At 71.4% G+C, this 20,066-nt stretch carries 15 protein-coding genes; 8 read left to right on the top strand and 7 right to left on the bottom strand.

What is annotated here, in order from left to right:
- Positions 1-37 precede the first annotated feature (37 nt).
- Positions 38-244, top strand: a complete 207-nt coding sequence (locus ABZ078_RS03450; protein ID WP_356571148.1) for a DUF6191 domain-containing protein — start codon at positions 38-40, stop codon at positions 242-244.
- A 7-nt stretch (positions 245-251) separates the two neighbouring features.
- Here ABZ078_RS03450 and ABZ078_RS03445 read toward each other — a convergent pair whose 3' ends face one another.
- Both ABZ078_RS03445 and ABZ078_RS03440 read right to left on the bottom strand, forming a co-directional pair.
- The gene (locus ABZ078_RS03445) at positions 252-1,418 is read right to left on the bottom strand and encodes a PQQ-dependent sugar dehydrogenase (RefSeq protein ID WP_356571146.1); all 1,167 of its coding nucleotides are present in this window, start codon (positions 1,416-1,418) and stop codon (positions 252-254) included.
- Positions 1,419-1,544: 126 nt separating this feature from the next.
- The gene (locus ABZ078_RS03440) at positions 1,545-2,543 is read right to left on the bottom strand and encodes an aldo/keto reductase (RefSeq protein WP_356571144.1); all 999 of its coding nucleotides are present in this window, start codon (positions 2,541-2,543) and stop codon (positions 1,545-1,547) included.
- 76 nt (positions 2,544-2,619) lie between these two features.
- Here ABZ078_RS03440 and ABZ078_RS03435 point away from each other — a divergent pair, with 76 nt between their 5' ends.
- From ABZ078_RS03435 to serA, 6 genes are all read left to right on the top strand, one after another.
- Positions 2,620-3,570 carry a 2-hydroxyacid dehydrogenase gene (locus ABZ078_RS03435; protein WP_356571142.1) on the top strand — a complete coding sequence of 317 codons (951 nt, stop codon included), beginning with the start codon at positions 2,620-2,622 and terminating at the stop codon, positions 3,568-3,570.
- 451 nt (positions 3,571-4,021) lie between these two features.
- Positions 4,022-7,093 (top strand): EAL domain-containing protein, encoded by a 3,072-nt coding sequence (locus ABZ078_RS03430; protein WP_356571140.1) that lies wholly within the window; start codon positions 4,022-4,024, stop codon positions 7,091-7,093.
- Positions 7,094-7,330: 237 nt separating this feature from the next.
- Positions 7,331-9,187: an acetolactate synthase large subunit gene (locus ABZ078_RS03425; RefSeq protein ID WP_356571138.1), complete on the top strand. Its 1,857-nt coding sequence runs from the start codon at positions 7,331-7,333 to the stop codon at positions 9,185-9,187.
- Positions 9,188-9,213: 26 nt separating this feature from the next.
- Positions 9,214-9,738 (top strand): acetolactate synthase small subunit, encoded by a 525-nt coding sequence (gene ilvN, locus ABZ078_RS03420; RefSeq protein ID WP_043504310.1) that lies wholly within the window; start codon positions 9,214-9,216, stop codon positions 9,736-9,738.
- 129 nt (positions 9,739-9,867) lie between these two features.
- On the top strand, positions 9,868-10,869 hold the full coding sequence (gene ilvC, locus ABZ078_RS03415) for a ketol-acid reductoisomerase (protein WP_356571136.1): 1,002 nt from the start codon (positions 9,868-9,870) through the stop codon (positions 10,867-10,869).
- Positions 10,870-11,135: 266 nt separating this feature from the next.
- The gene (gene serA / locus ABZ078_RS03410) at positions 11,136-12,725 is read left to right on the top strand and encodes a phosphoglycerate dehydrogenase (protein WP_356571134.1); all 1,590 of its coding nucleotides are present in this window, start codon (positions 11,136-11,138) and stop codon (positions 12,723-12,725) included.
- A 53-nt stretch (positions 12,726-12,778) separates the two neighbouring features.
- Here serA and ABZ078_RS03405 read toward each other — a convergent pair whose 3' ends face one another.
- Positions 12,779-14,326: an MFS transporter gene (locus ABZ078_RS03405; RefSeq protein WP_356571132.1), complete on the bottom strand. Its 1,548-nt coding sequence runs from the start codon at positions 14,324-14,326 to the stop codon at positions 12,779-12,781.
- Positions 14,327-14,423: 97 nt separating this feature from the next.
- Between ABZ078_RS03405 and ABZ078_RS03400 the strand changes: the two genes are divergently transcribed.
- Positions 14,424-15,002, top strand: a complete 579-nt coding sequence (locus ABZ078_RS03400; protein WP_356571130.1) for a TetR/AcrR family transcriptional regulator — start codon at positions 14,424-14,426, stop codon at positions 15,000-15,002.
- Here the strand turns inward: ABZ078_RS03400 and ABZ078_RS03395 are convergent.
- From ABZ078_RS03395 to ABZ078_RS03380, 4 genes are read right to left on the bottom strand one after another with little or no spacing between them, the layout of a single operon-like run.
- A complete protein-coding gene (locus ABZ078_RS03395) occupies positions 14,989-15,669 on the bottom strand; it encodes a dipeptide/oligopeptide/nickel ABC transporter ATP-binding protein (RefSeq protein WP_356571128.1) in 681 nt (226 codons plus the stop codon). The two genes, ABZ078_RS03400 and ABZ078_RS03395, sit on opposite strands and share 14 nt — an antisense overlap.
- The gene (locus ABZ078_RS03390) at positions 15,666-16,655 is read right to left on the bottom strand and encodes an ABC transporter ATP-binding protein (RefSeq protein WP_356571126.1); all 990 of its coding nucleotides are present in this window, start codon (positions 16,653-16,655) and stop codon (positions 15,666-15,668) included. The genes ABZ078_RS03395 and ABZ078_RS03390 overlap by 4 nt, the downstream gene beginning before the upstream one ends.
- Positions 16,645-18,444, bottom strand: a complete 1,800-nt coding sequence (locus tag ABZ078_RS03385) for an ABC transporter permease subunit (RefSeq protein ID WP_356571124.1) — start codon at positions 18,442-18,444, stop codon at positions 16,645-16,647. The genes ABZ078_RS03390 and ABZ078_RS03385 overlap by 11 nt, the downstream gene beginning before the upstream one ends.
- Positions 18,441-19,934: an ABC transporter substrate-binding protein gene (locus tag ABZ078_RS03380; RefSeq protein ID WP_356571122.1), complete on the bottom strand. Its 1,494-nt coding sequence runs from the start codon at positions 19,932-19,934 to the stop codon at positions 18,441-18,443. Before ABZ078_RS03380 ends, ABZ078_RS03385 begins: the two co-directional genes overlap by 4 nt.
- Positions 19,935-20,066 lie beyond the last annotated feature (132 nt).

Here is a 20,066-nt window from a genome sequence, read left to right as displayed (position 1 = left end):
GGCTTACGCTGTAAGGGAGCCGGTCCAGGGAGGTCCTGTGTTCAACGCGTTCGAAGAACTCTTCGCCCCGGGCCGCAAGCACACCCGCGACGAGAACAAGCGCTTGGAACTGACCCGCGAGGACGTCGGGGACAACGACCCCGGGCGCGGGCCGATAGACCTGGCGTCCGGGAAGGTCGTCGTGCGGGCGCCCGAGCCGTCGGCGGAGGACGGCGGCCGGGAGGAGACGGACGGGGAGGAGTGAGGGCCGCTCAGCTCACCTGCACCTCCAGAATCCGGTCGTCCCCGTCCTTCGGATTGCCGCGCCCGTCCGTGTTGCTGGTCGTCACCCACAGCTTGTCGCCGCCCGCCGGGACGACCGTGCGCAGTCGGCCGTACTCGCCCTCCAGGAACGCCTGCGGATCCGCCGACGCCTCCGTGCCCTTCAGCGGGACCCGCCACAGACGCTGCCCCTTCAGGCCCGCCATCCAGACGGAGCCCTCGGCGTAGGCGATGCCGCTGGGGGAGGCGTCGTCGGTGCCCCACTGGGCCAGGGGGTTGAGGTACTCGGCGTTGTCGGACTTGCCCTCGGCCTCGGGCCAGCCGTAGTTGCCGCCCGGCTTGATCGCGTTGAGCTCGTCCCAGGTGTCCTGGCCGAACTCCGCGGCGAACAGACGCTGTTCGGAGTCCCAGGCCAGGCCCTGGACGTTGCGGTGGCCGTACGAGTACACGGGGGAGTCGGGGAAGGGGTTGCCGGGGGCCGGTTCGCCCTCCGGTGTCAGGCGCAGGATCTTGCCGCCGGTGGAGTCCTTGTCCTGGGACAGGCCCGTGTCGCCGCTCTCGCCCGTGCCCGCGTACAGCATCTTGTCCGGGCCGAAGGCGATCCGGCCGCCGTTGTGGACGAAGCCCTTGGGGATGCCCCTGAAGATCGTGTCGGGCGCGCCCAACTGTTCGCCGGACGGCTTCTGCTCGTCGTAGATCATGCGGACGATGCGGTTGTCCGAGGCCGAGGTGAAGTACGCGTAGACCATGTGGTCCGAGGCGTAGTCCGGCGACAGGGCCAGGCCCATGAGGCCGCCCTCGCCCGCCGGGGAGACCCCTGGCACCTCGCCCAGCTCGGTCTTCTTGCCCGTCTTCCCGTCGACCCGTGTGATCGTGGCGTCGTCGCGGGAGGAGACGAGCAGATCGCCGTCGGGGAGCGGGGCCAGGCCCCAAGGGGTGTTCAGGCCCTCGGCGACCGTGCGCACGACCTTGACCGAGCCCTGCGCGGGCGGGGTCTGCTCGGGCGCCTTCCCGGTCGACGACGACCCGGTGGTACTGCTCGGTGCCGCGGCCCCGCCCTCACCCGGTGAGCCTCCGTCGTCGGAGGAACAGCCGGCCGTGAGCAGGAGTGCGGCCGCGGCCATCACGGCCGTCACCACTCGACGTTGCACGATCATGGTCCCTTCGACGCGGCGGGTACTACTGTTCTTACACCGCTCGCGCCCCACAGGTTCCCGATCCATGAACCTTGAATCAACACCGTCCGGATTCCCGGCCGGTTTCGGCCTCGCGCCGGGCCGACGTCAGTCCCAGGATTCTTGCGCCCTCGGCAGCTCCGCCACCTCGGCCAGGTCCTCCGCGGTCAGCCTCACTCCCTGGGCCGCCGCGTTCTCCGACACCCAGCGTTCCCGCTTGGTGCCGGGCACCGCGACGACGTGCCGCCCCTGCGCCAGCACCCATGCCAGCGCCACCTGCGCCGGCGTGACCCCGCCCCCGTGCCGGGCCGCGATCCGGCGCAGGCCGACCACGATCGGCTGGTTCGCCGCCATCATCTCCGCGGTGAAGCGCGGGTGCCGGGCGCGGACGTCGTCCGGTTCGAATCCCTCGCCGGGCGTCAGGGTGCCGGTCAGGAAGCCGTTGCCCAGGGGCATCGCGGCCAGGAAGCCGACGCCGCGCGCCTCGCACCACGGCAGCAGCGTCTCCAGCGCCTCCGGCGACCACACCGACAACTCCGCCTGCACGGCGCTCACCGGGAACACCTGCTGCACCCGCTGCAACTGACGGATCGTCGCGTCGTGCAGGCGCGTTCCGGACCGTCGGCCCCCGCGCGCGCCCACCGCGCACAGCCCCAACGCCCGTACCTTTCCCGCCTGTACGAGCTCCGCCATCGCGCCCCACGTCTCCTCGACGGGGACCTCGGGGTCCGCGCGGTGCAGTTGGTACAGGTCGATCACGTCCGTCTGGAGGCGGCGCAGCGAGGCATCGCAGGCCCGCTTCACATAGCCGGGACGGCCGTTGGCCACGATGTGCTGTTCGCCCACCAGCAGACCGACCTTCGTCGACACGAACGCGTCCTGGCGGCGTTCCTTCAACACCCGCCCCACCAGCAGCTCGTTGGTGAACGGACCGTACATGTCGGCCGTGTCCAGCAGAGTCGAGCCCACGTCGAGCGCCCGGTGCACCGCCCTGACCGACTGCTCGCCCCGCTGCCGCGACGAGCTGTACGCCCAGCTCATCGGCATGCACCCGAGCCCAACGGCTCCCACCGCGAGTGCCGCCGCGCCGATCGTCCTGCGCTCCACCTGGCCGTGACCCTCCCTCTTCCGGCACCCCAACCTAACCTCTGCACTCCTGTTCGCCTGACATAGCCTCCTGAGCATGACTGCTGACGTGTGGCTGCCCATCCCGCCGGAAGAGATCGAGGGCCTTCCCGAGGGCCCGAGCTACCGCTTCTGGGACGGCGCCGAGGACTTCCCCGCAGACCCCGCCGAGTGCGCCTTCTACGTCGTGCCGTACATGAAGGCACCCGAGCTCGGGCAGCGTCCCCTTCCGCGGATGAGCTCGGTGGAGGTCGTGCAGACGCTCTCCGCCGGCATCGACCACGTGGAGGCGGGCCTCAAGCACCTGCGGCCGGGCGTGAAGCTGTGCAACGCGCGCGGGGTGCACGAGGCGAGCACCGCCGAGCTCACCCTCACGCTGATCCTCGCCTCGCTGCGCGGGGTCCCCGACTTCGTACGCGCCCAGGACAAGGGGGAGTGGCGCGGCGGTTTCCGGCCCGCGCTGGCCGACAAGAGCGTCCTCATCGTGGGATACGGCTCGATCGGCGCCGCGATCGAGGACAGGCTCGCGCCCTTTGAGCTGGCGCGGGTGGCGCGCGTCGCGCGCTCTGAGCGCACCACGGCGCGCGGACTCGTGCATCCGCTCACCGAACTGCCCGCCCTGCTCCCGGAAGCGGACGTGGTCATCCTGTCCACGCCCCTGACGGACGCCACCCGGCACCTGGTGAACGCCGACTTCCTCGCCCGTATGAAGGACGGTGCGCTGCTGGTCAACGTCGCCCGCGGAGCCGTGGTCGACACCAAGGCGCTGCTCGCCGAGCTGGAGACCGGGCGCGTCACCGCCGCCCTGGACGTCACCGACCCCGAACCGCTGCCCCGGGAACACCCCCTGTGGCATGCGCCGGGCGTGCTGATCAGCCCGCATGTGGGCGGCCCGACATCCGCGTTCCTGCCGCGCGCCAAGAGGCTGCTGGTGGACCAGTTGAACCGTCATGTGAACCGGGAGCCCCTGCGGAACGTGATCCTTACGACGGGCGAGACGCGCGTGTGACGTTCACCGGCTGAGCGGCGCGCACGGGTCCCGCTCGCCGCGCGCGCCGTGTCCTTCATCCGCTTCGAGTACCCTCCGCAACCTCACGGAAGCGGTCCGTACTCGCATATGCGCTGGTCGTCACGGAGCGTAGAGGCACTATGTCCCTGAGTGACGAGACTGGTGTATCGTCCCGACAGGGGTTGCGCCGCGCACGTTCGGCGCCGGGGATGGACATTGCAGAGGTGTGAGGGGGGCGACGGGCGATGCACGGCCTATGGACGAGCGATCCGACGCGGCGGGGCCGCCGCCGGCGACCCTGGTGTACGGCCGCGCGCAGACGCGGCCGGCAAGGCGGCCATGGCTGCCGCCACAGCCATCACCCCCGCGGGCACAGCAGCCGCAGGCGGCATGCGCAGCCGACGCACCGGGATCCCCGGGGCCCGGGAGCGGCGCGGACCGGGAGGCCCCGGTGAGCTCGCCGCCGCCCCCCACGACCACCCTGGACTCGGCGGTGCGGGCAAAGCCCTCACCGCCGGCGATGCTGCCCCGTCTGCCGTCCTCCGGCGGCGGCCCGGGAGTCGTCCCCCAGCTCGTGCTGGCCCTGGTGTGCGCGGGATACGCCATCGGCGCCGCGCTCGGCTGGGGTTCGGACCAAGTCGCGCTGATCATGGGCGACTTCGGGTTGGCCGCCGCGGCCGGCGCCGCCGCCGTGTCCTGCTTCCGCTACGCCCGCAGCCGCCATATCCGCTTTCGACCCGCCTGGCTGCTGTTCGCCCTCTCCTCCGCGATGGCGGCCCTCGGCAACCTGGTCTGGGGGTGGTACGAGGTCGTCCTGGAGCGGCCCGTGCCCAGCCCCTCCTACGCCGACGGGTTCTTCCTGTGCTTCGCGCCGCCCGCCATCGTGGGACTCCTGGTACTCGCCAAACGGCCGGTGACGAAGGCCGGCTGGGTCTGCCTCGGGCTGGACGCCTGGCTGATCGGCGGCTCGCTGCTGACGCTGGCGTGGAGCCTCGCCCTCGCCCAGGCGGCCAAGATCGACTCAAGCGGCGGGGAGAGCGTGGCGCACACCGCGCTCTCGCTCGCCTACCCGCTGCTGGACATCGCCCTGGTCAGCATGGTGCTCGCGCTGCACTTCAGGCGTTCGTCGGCGAACCGCACCGCGGTCAACACCGCGATCGGCGCGCTCGCCCTGACCGTGATGTGCGACGCCCTGTTCACCTCGCCGCTGCTGCACAACAGCTACCGATCCGGCCAGCTCCTCGACGCGGGCTGGTTCGCCGGCTCGCTGCTCCTGGCGTACGCCCCGTGGGCCGCGCCCCGGCACGGGCAGGAGGAGGGCGACCGGCACGGCACGGGGCACACGCGCGTGGTGCACGAGCACGTGCCCGGACAGCGCGCCGGAAGCCACCACCAGACCCCCGCCCAGCAAGGTGACCACAGCCGGTATCCGGTCACCCGGCCGATCGCCGGCTCCCTGGCCGCGCTCACCCCGTACCTCGCCGCCGCCGTGTGCACCCTGGGGATCCTCTACAACGTCCTCAACGGCCGCAGCGTCGACCGGGTCGTGCTCATCACCGGCGGCACCGTCGTGCTCGCCCTCGTCGCGCGCCAGGGCATCATGCTGCTCGACAACATCACCCTCACCCAGGAACTGGCGCAGAAGGAGAACCACTTCCGCTCCCTGGTGCAGGGCTCCAGCGACGTGATCATGATCGCCGCGCCCAACGGCATCCTCCGGTACGTCTCCCCGGCCGCCGCCGGGGTCTACGGCCGCCCCGCCGAGGAGCTGGTGGGCACGGAACTGGCCAATCTCATCCACCCGGAGGACCTGGGCTGCGTGGTGCACGAGGTGCGCCGCTTCCTCGCCGCCAGCCCGATCGAGGAACCCACTACGCGCATCGAGTGCCGCTTCCGGTCCGGCGGTGGGGGCACCTCCCGCTCGAGCGAAGCCGAGAGTGGGGGAGGCTGGCTCAACGTCGAGTCGACCGTCAACCGCCACCACGGCGGCCTCATCTTCAACTGCCGGGACGTGACCGAACGAGTGCGCCTGCAGGCGCAGCTCCAGCACAACGCCGAGCACGATCCACTCACCGACCTGCCCAACCGCGCGCTGTTCACCAAGCGCGTGCAGCAGGCCCTGTCCGGCCGCCGGTCCACCGACCGGGGCATCGCCCTGCGCAACACCGCCGTTCTCTTCATCGACCTCGACGGCTTCAAGGGCGTCAACGACACGATCGGGCACCAGGCCGGGGACGAACTGCTCGTCCAGGCCGCCCGCAGACTCCAGGACGCGGTCCGGCAGGGCGACACCGCGTCCCGGCTGGGCGGCGACGAGTTCGCGGCCCTGATCGTCGGGGACACCACCCGTGACCGCACCGCCCGCGAACGACACATCCTGGAGCTCGCCGACCGCCTCAGGGCGACGCTGTCGCAGCCGTACCTCATCGACGGCAACGATGTCCGGGTCAACGCCTCCATCGGCGTCGCCTTCGCCGAACCGGGCCTCGGCGCGGGCGAGCTGCTGCGCAACGCCGACCTCGCCATGTACCGCGCCAAGGCGGGCGGCAAGGGCCGCGTCGAGCTGTACAAGCCGCAGATGCAGCAGGACGTCGTACGCAAGGCGGAGCTGGCCACACGTCTGCGGGCCGCGCTGCACGACGGCGAGTTCGCCCTTCTGCACCAGCCGGTGGTGTGCCTGACGGACGGCCGGATCGCGTCGGTCGCCGCCCAGGCGCGGTGGCGGTCCTCGCAAGGGGTGCTGTTCACGCCCGCCGAGTTCCTGCGCGTGTCGGAGGACAGTGACAAGACCGCCGAGCTGGGCCGCTGGATGCTGGAGGAGGCCGTGGAGCAGGCCGCCGAGCGCACCGCGACCGGGCTCGCCGTACCCGTCGCCGTGCGGATCGGGGCGCGTCGGCTGCTGGACCGGTCGATGCCGCTCGGCTCGATCGAGGCGCTGCTGACCCGGCACGGGCTGCCGTCCGGGTCACTGATCATCGAGCTGTCCGACCTCGACCCCCGGGTCTCGCTGGACGAGCTGGAGCGCCGCCTGAGCGGCCTGCGCAGACTCGGCGTCCGGATCGCCCTGGACGGCTTCGGCAGCGGTTACGCGGCGATCACGGCCCTGCGCCGGCTTCCCGTGGACGTGCTCAAGCTCGATCGGGGTCTGGTCGAGGGGGTCGTCGAGTCCGCTCGGCTGCACAAGATCACCGGTGGGCTGCTGCGGATCGCCGGCGACCTCGGGCTGCAGTCCGTCGCGGATGGCGTGGACCTGCCGGAACAGGTCGTCGCGCTGCGCGCGATGGGGTGCACGCACGGGCAGGGCATGGCGTTCTCCGGACCGCTGGACGAGTACCGGCTGCGCCGGGCGCTCGGCGCCGGCCGCTATCCGGTGCCGCACGGTCCGGTGGAGCCCGCCTTCGCCGGTGGCGTCAGAGAGCCCATGGAAAGGGGTGCGGGGGTGTACACCAGTGGTGTGCCCGCTGTTCTCGGAGGCGGCAGTGCCCTGCGTTCACATAATGAGACTCCCGTCCCACCCACTTGACAGTGAGTGCGTGCCGGGGGGAGGGTCTGTGCCATGCGCACCCGAATTCTCGTACTTGGAAAGCGCGTCGGCTGAAGCTGGTGACGTCCGGACACAACCGGAACTCCCAGCCTCCACACCCGGCGCGCTCCCCTCGCTTGCCTTATGGCACGAGGGGTTTTTTGTTGCACAGGCAGCCGTCGTGCAGCACTGAAACTCCGCCCAAACCTCGCAAAAACCCTCAGCATCGAGAAGAGAATGCCGATGACCGAGCAGGCCACCGGGGCCCCTCACCCGCAGCCGCGGCCCCGATCCGGAGGACACCAGTCCGCCCCCGAGCACGTCACGGGTGCGCAGTCCCTCATCCGTTCGCTCGAGGAGGTCGGCGCCGACACGGTATTCGGCATTCCCGGCGGTGCGATCCTTCCGGCGTACGACCCGCTGATGGACTCCACCAAGGTGCGCCACGTCCTGGTCCGCCACGAGCAGGGCGCCGGCCACGCCGCCACCGGTTACGCGCAGGCCACCGGCAAGGTCGGCGTCTGCATGGCGACCTCCGGCCCGGGCGCCACCAACCTGGTCACCCCGATCGCCGACGCCCACATGGACTCGGTGCCGCTCGTGGCGATCACCGGCCAGGTGGCGTCCAAGGCGATCGGCACGGACGCCTTCCAGGAGGCGGACATCGTCGGCATCACCATGCCGATCACCAAGCACAACTTCCTCGTCACCAAAGCCGAGGACATCCCGCGGATCATCGCGCAGGCGTTCCACATCGCCGCCACCGGCCGCCCCGGCCCGGTCCTGGTCGACATCGCCAAGGACGCCCTCCAGGCGAAGACGACCTTCTCCTGGCCGCCCACCATGGACCTGCCCGGCTACCGGCCCGTCACCAAGCCGCACGCCAAGCAGATCCGCGAGGCCGCCAAGCTGATCACCAGCGCCAAGCGGCCCGTCCTCTACGTCGGCGGCGGCGTGATCAAGTCCGGCGCCACCGCCGAGCTGAAGGTCCTCGCCGAACTCACCGGAGCGCCCGTCACCACCACCCTGATGGCGCTCGGCGCATTCCCCGACAGCCACCCGCTGCACGTGGGAATGCCGGGCATGCACGGTGCGGTCACCGCCGTCACCGCGCTGCAGAAGGCCGACCTGATCGTCGCCCTCGGAGCCCGCTTCGACGACCGCGTCACCGGCAAGCTGGACAGCTTCGCCCCCTACGCCAAGATCGTCCACGCCGACATCGACCCGGCCGAGATCGGCAAGAACCGCGCCGCCGACGTGCCGATCGTCGGTGACGCCCGCGAGGTCATCGCCGACCTGGTCCAGGCCGTCCAGAAGGAGCACGCCGAGGGCCACCAGGGCGACTACAGCGCCTGGTGGAAGGACCTCTCCCGCTGGCGCGAGACCTACCCGCTCGGCTACGACCAGCCCGAGGACGGCTCCCTGTCCCCGCAGCAGGTCATCGAGCGCATCGGCCAACTCGCCCCGCAGGGCACGGTCTTCGCGGCGGGCGTCGGCCAGCACCAGATGTGGGCCGCGCACTTCATCCAGTACGACAAGCCCGCCACCTGGCTGAACTCCGGCGGCGCCGGGACGATGGGCTACGCGGTCCCGGCCGCGATGGGCGCCAAGGCAGGAGCCCCGGACAAGACGGTCTGGGCGATCGACGGCGACGGCTGCTTCCAGATGACCAACCAGGAGCTCACCACCTGCGCCCTGAACAACATCCCGATCAAGGTCGCCGTCATCAACAACGGCGCCCTCGGGATGGTCCGCCAGTGGCAGACCCTCTTCTACAACCAGCGCTACTCCAACACGGTGCTGCACTCCGGCCCCGAGGCCGACGGCAAGCAGCCGAGCGCCGGCACCCGCGTCCCCGACTTCGTGAAGCTGTCGGAGGCCATGGGCTGCTACGCGATCCGCTGCGAGTCGCCGGAGGACCTCGACAAGGTCATCGAAGAGGCGAACTCCATCAACGACCGTCCGGTCGTCATCGACTTCATCGTCCACGAGGACGCGATGGTGTGGCCGATGGTCGCCGCCGGCACCTCCAACGACGAGATCATGGCAGCCCGGGACGTCCGCCCCGACTTCGGCGACAACGAAGACGACTGAGAGCCGTAGGTAAAGGAAGCAGACCCATGTCCAAGCACACGCTCTCCGTCCTGGTGGAGAACACACCGGGCATCCTCGCCCGGATCGCCGCCCTGTTCTCCCGCCGCGGCTTCAACATCGACTCGCTCGCGGTCGGCGTCACCGAGCACCCCGACATCTCCCGCATCACCATCGTGGTGAACGTCGAGGACCTGCCGCTGGAGCAGGTGACCAAGCAGCTCAACAAGCTCGTCAACGTGCTCAAGATCGTCGAGCTGGAGCCGGGTTCGGCCGTTCAGCGTGAACTCGTCCTGGTGAAGGTGCGCGCCGACAACGAGACGCGCTCCCAGATCGTCGAGATCGTCCAGCTGTTCCGCGCCAAGACCGTCGACGTCTCCCCGGAGGCCGTGACGATCGAGGCCACCGGCTCCAGCGACAAGCTGTCCGCCATGCTGAAGATGCTGGAGCCGTACGGCATCAAGGAGCTCGTCCAGTCCGGCACGATCGCGATCGGCCGTGGTGCCCGTTCGATCACGGACCGGTCGCTGCGCGCCCTCGACCGGTCGGCCTAGGGACGCGTTCGGGCGGTCGGGTGACACCGGCCGCCCGGATTCCGCCCGTATAGCGAGACCCCCAGACTTCCCTTCCCCCCGCCGTCATACGGTGGGACGCAACACCTGCACTCAAGGAGAGAACCCAAAGTGGCCGAGCTGTTCTACGACGCCGACGCCGACCTGTCCATCATCCAGGGCCGCAAGGTCGCGGTCATCGGTTACGGCAGCCAGGGCCACGCCCACGCGCTGTCGCTCCGTGACTCGGGTGTCGACGTGCGTGTCGGTCTGCACGAGGGCTCCAAGTCCAAGGCCAAGGCCGAGGAGCAGGGCCTGCGCGTGGTGACCCCGGCGGAGGCCGCCGCCGAGGCCGACGTCATCATGATTCTCGTCCCGGACCCGATCCAGGCCCAGGTCTACGAGGAGCACATCGCCCCGAACCTCAAGGACGGCGACGCGCTGTTCTTCGGCCACGGCTTCAACATCCGCTTCGGCTTCATCAAGCCCCCGGCCGGCGTGGACGTCTGCATGGTCGCCCCGAAGGGCCCGGGTCACCTGGTGCGCCGTCAGTACGAGGAGGGCCGCGGCGTTCCCTGCATCGCGGCCGTCGAGCAGGACGCCTCCGGTAACGCCTTCGCGCTGGCCCTGTCGTACGCCAAGGGCATCGGCGGCACCCGCGCCGGCGTCATCAAGACGACCTTCACCGAGGAGACCGAGACCGACCTGTTCGGTGAGCAGGTCGTCCTGTGCGGTGGTACGGCCGCGCTGGTCAAGGCGGGCTTCGAGACGCTGACCGAGGCCGGCTACCAGCCGGAGATCGCCTACTTCGAGTGCCTGCACGAGCTGAAGCTGATCGTCGACCTCATGTACGAGGGCGGCCTGGAGAAGATGCGCTGGTCGATCTCCGAGACCGCCGAGTGGGGCGACTACGTCACCGGCCCGCGGATCATCACCGACGCCACCAAGGCCGAGATGAAGAAGGTCCTCGCCGAGATCCAGGACGGCACCTTCGCCCAGACCTGGATGGACGAGTACCACGGCGGTCTGAAGAAGTACAACGAGTACAAGACCCAGGACTCCGAGCACCTGCTGGAGACCACGGGCAAGGAGCTGCGCAAGCTCATGAGCTGGGTCAACGACGAGGAGGCGTAAGCCTCGCACCAAGGGGTCGGAGCGAGACGCTCCGGCCCCTTCGGCAAACCGCGGGTAACACCTGGACAATGGGTGTTGTCCAGCCCGTCCAGCCACGGACGGGTGATCCTTCCGCAGAGGCGCAAGACGACCTCCGCCGCGCCACTACACTGCTGCAATACATACGCGTCAGGCCCACAGCGTCGTGCGTCTTCCACGCGGCTAGCACCCCTCCACCGCCTGCGGCCGTCGGGACGGCCGTCCGCATTGGACTTGTGAGGACTCACGTGAGCTCGAAACCCGTCGTACTCATCGCTGAAGAGCTGTCGCCCGCCACCGTCGACGCGCTTGGCCCCGACTTCGAGATCCGCCACTGCAACGGAGCAGACCGAGCCGAACTGCTCCCGGCCATCGCCGACGTGGACGCGATTCTGATCCGCTCCGCCACCAAGGTCGACGCCGAGGCGATCGCCGCCGCCAAGAAGCTCAAGGTCGTCGCGCGTGCCGGCGTCGGCCTGGACAACGTCGACGTCTCCGCCGCCACCAAGGCCGGCGTGATGGTCGTCAACGCGCCCACCTCGAACATCGTGACCGCCGCCGAGCTGGCCTGCGGTCTCCTCCTCGCCACCGCCCGCAACATCCCGCAGGCCAACGCCGCGCTGAAGAACGGCGAGTGGAAGCGGAGCAAGTACACGGGTGTCGAGCTCGCCGAGAAGACCCTCGGCGTCGTCGGCCTCGGGCGCATCGGCGCGCTCGTCGCCCAGCGCATGTCCGCCTTCGGCATGAAGGTCGTCGCCTACGACCCCTACGTGCAGCCCGCGCGCGCCGCGCAGATGGGCGTGAAGGTGCTGTCGCTGGACGAGCTGCTGGAGGTCTCCGACTTCATCACCGTCCACCTGCCCAAGACCCCCGAGACCCTCGGCCTCATCGGCGACGAGGCGCTGCGCAAGGTCAAGCCGAGCGTGCGCATCGTCAACGCCGCGCGCGGCGGGATCGTCGACGAGGAGGCGCTGTACTCGGCGCTGAAGGAGGGCCGGGTCGCCGGTGCCGGTCTCGACGTGTACGCGAAGGAGCCCTGCACCGACTCCCCGCTGTTCGAGTTCGACCAGGTCGTCGCCACCCCGCACCTCGGCGCCTCCACCGACGAGGCGCAGGAGAAGGCCGGTATCGCCGTCGCCCGCTCGGTGCGTCTCGCCCTCGCCGGTGAGCTGGTCCCGGACGCGGTGAACGTGCAGGGCGGCGTCATCGCCGAGGACGTCAAGCCGGGTCTGCCGCTCGCCGAGCGCCTCGGCCGGATCTTCACCGCGCTCGCCGGTGAGGTCGCGGTCCGCCTCGACGTCGAGGTGTACGGCGAGATCACCCAGCACGACGTGAAGGTGCTGGAGCTCAGCGCCCTCAAGGGTGTCTTCGAGGACGTCGTCGACGAGACGGTGTCGTACGTCAACGCCCCGCTGTTCGCGCAGGAGCGCGGCGTCGAGGTGCGGCTGACCACCAGCTCGGAGTCCGCCGACCACCGCAACGTCGTCACCGTGCGCGGCACGCTCGCGGGCGGCGAGGAGGTGTCGGTCTCCGGCACGCTGGCCGGCCCCAAGCACCTCCAGAAGATCGTCGCGGTCGGCGACTACGACGTGGACCTCGCGCTCGCCGACCACATGGTCGTCCTCAAGTACGAGGACCGTCCGGGTGTCGTCGGCACCGTCGGCCGTATCGTCGGCGAGGCCGGCATCAACATCGCCGGCATGCAGGTCGCCCGTGCGGCGGTGGGCGGCGAGGCGCTGGCCGTGCTGACCGTCGACGACACGGTGCCCGCGGGCGTGCTGACCGAGGTCGCGGCGGAGATCGGGGCGACGTCGGCCCGAGCGGTGAACCTGGTCTGACGCTTCACCACAGACGACGGGCGGGCTGAGGATCCTCAGCCCGCCCGGCGTTGTCACGCCAGGACCTTGTCCGGTTCCGGGACCCGCGTCGACTCGCGCACCCGCACCCGCCGCAGCGTCACCGCCGCCAGCACCGCCGCGCCCGCCAGCACGGCCGCTCCCGCGATCGCCGCCCCCTGCATCCCGCTGGTGAACGCCTCCCGCGCGACCGCCGCCAGCCCCGGGATGCGGTCGGCGACCGCCAACGCCCCGCCCAGCGTCTCGCGGGCCACGTCCGGGGCCGAGTCCGGGATCTCGTGGCGGTAGACCGCCGTACCGATCGAGCCGAGGACCGCCATGCCCAGCGCGCCGCCGAACTCGGTGCCGGTCTCCATCAGGGAGGACGCGGCGCCCGCCCGCTCCACCGGGGCCGTGCCCATCGCGAGGTCCATGATCTGGGACATCACCGCGACGCCCCCGACGGCGAGGACTGCGCACCCGACCAGCACCAGCACCATCGAGTCGGTACCGGCGAGGGCCAGCAGCCCGAAACCCGACGCGGAGATCAGGAAGCCCGCGGTGACGACGTAGGCGCGGTTGACGCCGTTCTGCACCAACTGGGTCGCGATCGGTGCCGCCGCGCCGATCGGCACCGACGGCAGCAGCGCCCACAGGGCCGCTTCCAGCGCACTCTTGTCGAGCACCGACTGAAGGTACTGCGTGGTGAAGTAGGCCGAACCGAACACCCCGAAGGCGCAGAGGAGGTTCAGGGCGACCGAGGGTGCGAAGCCCCGTCCGCGGAACAGGGCCGGGGAGATCATCGGCGCCGCGGCCGTGCGCTGGCGGTGGACGAAGAGGGCAGCGAACAGCAGGCCGACGGTGATCGAGAGGACGTAGCGGACGTTCCAGCCCTCGGACGGGATCTCCTTCAGTCCGTAGATCACGGGAAGCACCGCCGCCATCGACAGCGGGACGCTCAGCCAGTCGAAGCGGCCGGGCGAGGGGTTCTTCGACTCGGGGAGCAACACCGGGCCGAGGGCCAGCAGCAGCACCATCGCGGGCAGGTTGACCAGGAAGACCGAGCCCCACCAGAAGTACTCGACCAGCACCCCGCTCATCACCGACCCGAGCGCGATCCCCGCCGTCATCACGCCGGACCACAGGCCGATCGCCTTCGCGCGCTGGGCGGGGTCGGTGAACATCGTGCGGAGCATGGCCATCGTCGACGGCATCAGGGTGGCGCCGCCGATGCCGAGGACCGCGCGGGCCGCGATGAGGGTCTCGGCGCTGTCGGCGTACGCCGCCACCAGTGAGGCGGTGCCGAAGGCGGCGGCGCCGATCAGCAGGAGCCGGCGGTGGCCGATGCGGTCGCCGAGCGAGCCCATCGTCATCAGCAGGCCGGCCAGCACGAAGGCGTAGATGTCGAAGATCCACAGCTGCTGGGTGCCGCTCGGTTCCAGGTCGGCGCTGAGCGCCGGGACCGCGAAGTACAGGACGGAGACGTCCATGGAGACCAGCAGGAGCGGCAGCATCAGCACACCGAGGGCAGCCCTCCCCCGGAGGGGGGACCCCCAGCGGCGGCCGGCCCGCATGCCCGTGGCAGGGCTCGTCGAGTTCGTCATGGCGGTGACTGTACGGGCGTATTAAACGCGTGTCTAGAACGGACGTATAAGCCGGTCGTCTAGGACGGTTGTATGGATCGGGGGTAGGGTGGTCCGCATGGGACACCGCGAGGATCTGCTCGAAGGCGCCAAGCGCTGCCTGCTGGCGAAGGGGTTCGTGCGTACGACCGCGCGCGACATCGTCAAGGAGTCGGGGACCAACCTGGCGTCGATCGGCTACCACTACGGCTCGAAGGACGCGCTGCTCGCGCAGGCGTACGTCGAGATGGTGGAGGGGATGTCGGACGCCTTCGAGGGGGGCGGCGAGATCCCCGGGGAGCCCGGATCGATCGAGCGGTTCGCCCAGGTGTGGTCGAACATCATCGGCACCATGCGGGAGCCGGGGTCGCTGTGGCGGCTCAGCATGGAGATCGTGGCCATGGGCGATCGGCTGCCCGCGGTGCGGGAGCATCTGGCGCGGGCCCAGCGGGAGGGGGCGCGCGGCATCGTCACGCTGTTCCACGGCGGGCGCGAGGAGGATGTGGCGGAGGAGGCCGTGGACACCCTCGGCTACTTCTATCTGACCCTGATGATGGGCCTGATGGCGCAGTGGACCTTCGACCCGAAGACCGCCCCCGAGGCCGACCAGTTGGCGGAAGGGCTCCGGCAGGTGATCGAGGGCCTCAAGGACCGCTGATCCGCCCCTGGCGCATCTCGATCGTCCGGTCCGCGAAATGCCGCACGACCGCCCGGTCGTGGCAGATGAACAGGTAGCCGAGGCCGAGGTCGTCCTGGAGGTCGGCGAGCAGGTTCAGCACGCCGGCGCGCACGGACGGATCGAGGGCCGACACCGGCTCGTCCAGCACCAGCAGCCGCGGCTCGGACGCCAACGCCCGCGCGATCCCGGCGCGTTGGCACTGGCCACCGGAGAGCTCGTGCGGACGGCGGTCCCCGTACGACGGGTCGAGGCCGACCCGGTCCAGCAGCTCGGCGACGCGGGCGGGGCCGTCGTCGGCGGTCCAGCGGCCCTGCACCTTCAGCGGCTCGGCCACCGCGTCGCGGATGCGGTGGCGGGGGCTCAGTGAGCCGTACGGGTCCTGGAAGACGGGCTGCATGCGCGGGCGGAGCGGGCGCAGTTCGCGTTCGGTGAGGGTCGTCAACTCCCGCCCCTCGAAGCGGACTTCACCGCCGGCCGGGCGGCGCAGTTGGAGGACCGCGAGGGCCGTGGAGGACTTGCCGCAGCCGGAGGGGCCGTTGAGGGCGAGGGTCTCGCCGGCGGCGAGGGTGAACGAGGCGCGGTCGACGGCGGTGACGTCGCCGTAGCGGACCACGAGGTCGCGGACCTCAAGCAGGGCGTCACTCATGCGGGCTGCCGTTCCTCTCCCTGGTCCTGGAACAACTCCGTGGCGGGGTACGGGAGTTCCTCCCAGCGGTGGCAGGCCACCAGGCGTCCCTCCACCTCCTGCGGTTCCGGCTCCGGCCCACGGCAGGGGTCCGCCGCCAGCGGGCAGCGCGGGGCGAAGGAGCAGCCCGGCGGGAGGGAGCCCGGGGCGGGCGGGGTGCCGCGCAGGGCGGGGAGGCGGCGGCCGGGCGGCGCGTGCTGGGGGAGGGAGGCCAGCAGACCCGCGGTGTACGGGGCGCGGGGACGGCCCAGCACCTCGTGCGCCGGGCCGAGTTCGCTGAGGCGGCCGGCGTACATGACCAGCACGCGGTCCGCGTGGCCCCGTACGACGTCCATGTCGTGCGTGACCAGGACCAGCGCGGCCCCGACGGCCTCCCGCTGCTCGGCGAGCACCCGCAGCACCTGGTCGCGGTGCTCCTCGTCCAGGGCGGTGGTGGGCTCGTCGGCGACGACGACATCGGGTTCGTTGATCGTCGCCATGGCGATGACGGCGCGCTGCCGCATGCCGCCGGAGTACTCGTGCGGATACGCCCGCGCCTTGCGGGCGGCGTCCGGGATGCCGACGCGATCGAGCGCGGCGACCGCCCGGTCCCGGGCCTGCTTGCGGGAGACGCCGGCCACCGACCGTACGGCGGCGGCGAGTTGGTCGCCGACCGGGTGCACGGGGGACAGCGCGGACAGGGCGTCCTGCGGGACGAGGGAGATCCGGCGGCCGCGGTGGGCCGCGAGGTCCGGCCGGATCGTCCCGCTCGTCGTCGCGTCCCGGGGCAGCATGCCCAGCAGCGCCCGGGCCGTGAGGGACTTGCCGGCGCCCGACTCCCCGACGATCGCCAGGACTTCACGCGGCAGGACGTCGAAGGACAGACCGCGCACGGCCTCGACCCCGTCGAAGGCGATCCGCAGCCCGCGCACGGACAGCAGCGTCTCGGAGCGGCTCTCAGGCTCCAACGGGGGTCTCCTTCCGTGCGGCGGCGCGTACGGCGTCCGCGCCGCGTTTGCCTCGGGCGCCACTCGTGGTGGTGCGTGGCCGCCTCCCCTGCGCGGCCGCCGCCCCCGACACCGCCAGGCCCGCCAGCAGGGCCAGCGCGACGGCCGGCGCGAGGGCCGCCCAGGGGGCACGTTCGACGTAGGCGCGGGACTCGTCCAGCAGCAGGCCCCACTCGGGGGCGGGCGGCTGCGCGCCCAGGCCGAGGAAGCCCAGGGACGCCAGGGCGAGGGCGATGCCGGGCAGGCGCAGCAGGGCGTGCCGGGCGACCGGGGCGGCGACGGACGGCAGGACGTGCCGGGTGAGGATCCAGAACGGGGTGGCGCCCATGGCCCGTTGAGCGGTCAGGAACGCCGACGCCCGCACCTCCTGCACCAGCGCGGCCGCGTGCGCGGACAGCGCCGGCCAGGAGATCAGGGCGACGGCGAGGGCCGCGCCACCGGTGCCGGGGCCGACGGCCGCCGCGACCAGGATGCCGACGATCACCGGGGGCAGGGCGTTGGCGATGTCCGCCGCGCCCGCCGCGATGCCGGGCAGGAAGCCCAGCGCGAGCGCGACCAGCAGGCTCAGCACACAGATGGCGGCGGCCGTGCCGACCGTCGAGGCGGCGCCGTGACCGAGCCGGGCGAGCACGTCGCGGCCGAGGGCGTCGGTGCCGAGCGGGTGCGCCCAGGAGGGGGCGGTGAGGCGGGCGGCGGCGTTCACCGTGTACGGATCGCGCAGCAGGCCCCAGCCGGTGACGAGCAGCAGGGTCGCGGCGAGCGTCAGCGGGATCGCCGGATGCGCGCGGACCGGACGCGCCGGGGGCAGCGTCAGCCCGGCGTCGCGCAGGGCGGGGCCCAGCAGTCGGCGCCGTAGCAGCGTGGCCAGCGCACCCGCGGCCAGGCCGAGCAGCAGGAGGGCGAGGACCGAGCCCTGGAGCAGCGGCAGGTCCTGTGACTTGGCCGCGCCGAGGGCGGTGCGTCCGATGCCGGGTACGGCGAAGACCACCTCCACCGCGACCGCGCCGCCGGTCAGGCCGACGGCGACCATTCCGAACTGCGGCACCAGCGGCGGCATGACCCGCCGCAGCGCGGCCGCCGCGATCCGGGCCCGGCTCACCCCGGCGCCCCGCCACAGCTCCACCCACCGTTCGTCGAGCACCGCGGGCAGCGCGTCCGCGACGAGCCGCCCGAGCAGTCCGCCCGCCGGGAGACCGAGGGCGATCGCGGGCAGGACCATGTACTGCGGGCCTGCCCAGCCGGACGTCGGCAGCCAGCCCAGCCACACCCCGCACACCAGCAGCGCGATGACGGCCAGCAGGAACTCGGGCAGGGCGGCCAGCATCGCGGCGAACGCGCCGGCCGTGCCTCGTCCCCGGACCAGCACCGGCACCACCAGCGCGGCGGCCAGCAACACCGCGACGCCGAGCGCCGCGCCCATCAGGCCCAGCGAGACCTGGAGTCCGGAGATGACGGACGGCAGGACGTCGGTGCCCGACACCCAGGAGGTACCGAGATCACCGCGCAGCAGGCCGGCGGCCCACTTGCCCAGCAGGGAAAGGGGGTGGGCATCCAGGCCGAGATCCTCGCGGATCGCGGACAGGGCCTCCTCGGTCGCCACCTGCTCGGCCGACCGGGCGCGCAGCACGGTGAGCGCCGGGTCCTTGTGGGCGAGCCAGGGCAGCAGGCCGACGGTGGCCAGGACGGCGACGAGACAGACCAGGCGGGTCAGCCCGACCGGGCCGACCGCCTTCCTCGCTAGGGCCTTCACTTGACGTACGTGTCCAAGGTGACGAGCTCGCGCTCGCGCGGGTCGTGCGCGGCGTTCACGACACCGGCGGCGTCGCCCTGGATGACCCGCTCGTGGAGCATCGGGACGGCCGCGTCCTTGGCGAGCACGGCGGCCTCGGCCTCGATGATCGCCTTGCGCCGCGCCTCCCCGACCGGGGTGTCGGAGGCCTTCTTCAGGGCCTTGTCGACCCCCTTGTCGGCGAACTGCGCGAGGTTGTAGCCGCCGTCGGAGGCGAAGTCGCTGTAGAGGTACGCGGCCGGGTCACCGGAGTCCAGGATCGTGGCGCGGGAGAGGATGAACGCGTCGAACCTGCCCGCCATGGCGTCGGACTCGATGTTCGTGATCTCACGGATGTCGAGCTTCACCTTGAACCCGGCCTTCTGGAACTGCTGCTGCAGCGTCGCGGCGACCTCGGGCAGTTCGGACCGGTCGGTGTAGGTGCCGATGGTGATCGTCTTCCCGGCCGGGTCACCGGCCTTCGTGGTCCGGGTGACCGGCCCGCGCAGCTCGGCGGCCCAGGGCAGTGCCGGGCCCAGCAGCCCCTTGGCGACGTCGGCGCGACCCTCGTACACGCCCTTCACGATCGCCTCGGCGTCGATCGCCTCGCGGGCCGCCGCCCGCAGCGCGGGGTCCTTGAAGGCACCCTTCTCGTTGTTGAGGTAGAGGGTGTTGGTGCGCGGCATCGGGACCTCGGTGATCAGGTCCTGGTCCAGGATCGCCGCCTGCGAGACCGGTATCGCCTCGACGATGTCGGCCTCACCGCTGCGCAGCGCCGCCGCGCGGGCGGTGCCGTCGGGAATGAACCTCACGTCGATCCCCGCGGCCTTGGCCTTGCCGCCCCAGTAGGCGTCATAGCGGTCGAGGGTGGCGGAGGCGGTGCCCTCGGCCTTGACGAGCTCGAACGGGCCGGTGCCGGCGCCGACCGGGTTCACCCTCTTCCCCTGGTATGCCTTGGCCGCCAGGATCGACAGCTGCGGGGAGCTGAGCCGCTGCGGGACGAGGGGGTCCACGGTGGCGGTCGTGACGGTGACCTTGTCGCCGTCGGCCTTCACGGTCAGGTCGACGCCGTCGAGGATGCGCGGCTTGGGGGAGGCGGTGGCCGCCTTGGTGAGGGAGTTGGCGACGGCTTCGGCGGTGAGCTTGGTGCCGTCGTGGAAGGTGACGCCCTCGCGTATCTCGAAGGTCCACGTACGACCTGACTGCTGCCACTTGGTGGCGAGCGCGGGCTGGGCGTCGCCTTCCTTGTCGAGCTTGACGAGGGTCTCGGCGGTCGACCACCGCGACAGCTTGAACGCGTCGTCGGACAGCGGCGACAGCCCGGACAGCGGGGGCTGCATCATCGCGACACGGACGCGCTTGCCGTCCGCCCCCGCGTCGGCCGACGACTCCGCACCGGCGAAGCAGCCGGTGAGCAGCGCGGAGGCGGCGGTGAGGGCAGTGACGGGGAGAAGGCGGGCGGGGTGGCGCACGGAACCCTCCGGGTAAAAGGGTGGTCAAGAGAGCGATTGCTGCGAACCGTAGCATGATGACAATCATTTCCAACAATTGCGACCGGATTCTGGACTTCCGCGTGTGAGACGGGTGGCCGACCACCCCGAGGT

Source organism: Streptomyces sp. NPDC006385, assembly GCF_040612485.1.
Taxonomy (GTDB): domain Bacteria; phylum Actinomycetota; class Actinomycetes; order Streptomycetales; family Streptomycetaceae; genus Streptomyces.
The sequence above is the reverse complement of the archived record's forward strand: the minus strand, read 5'-3'. Positions and strand labels throughout refer to the sequence as shown.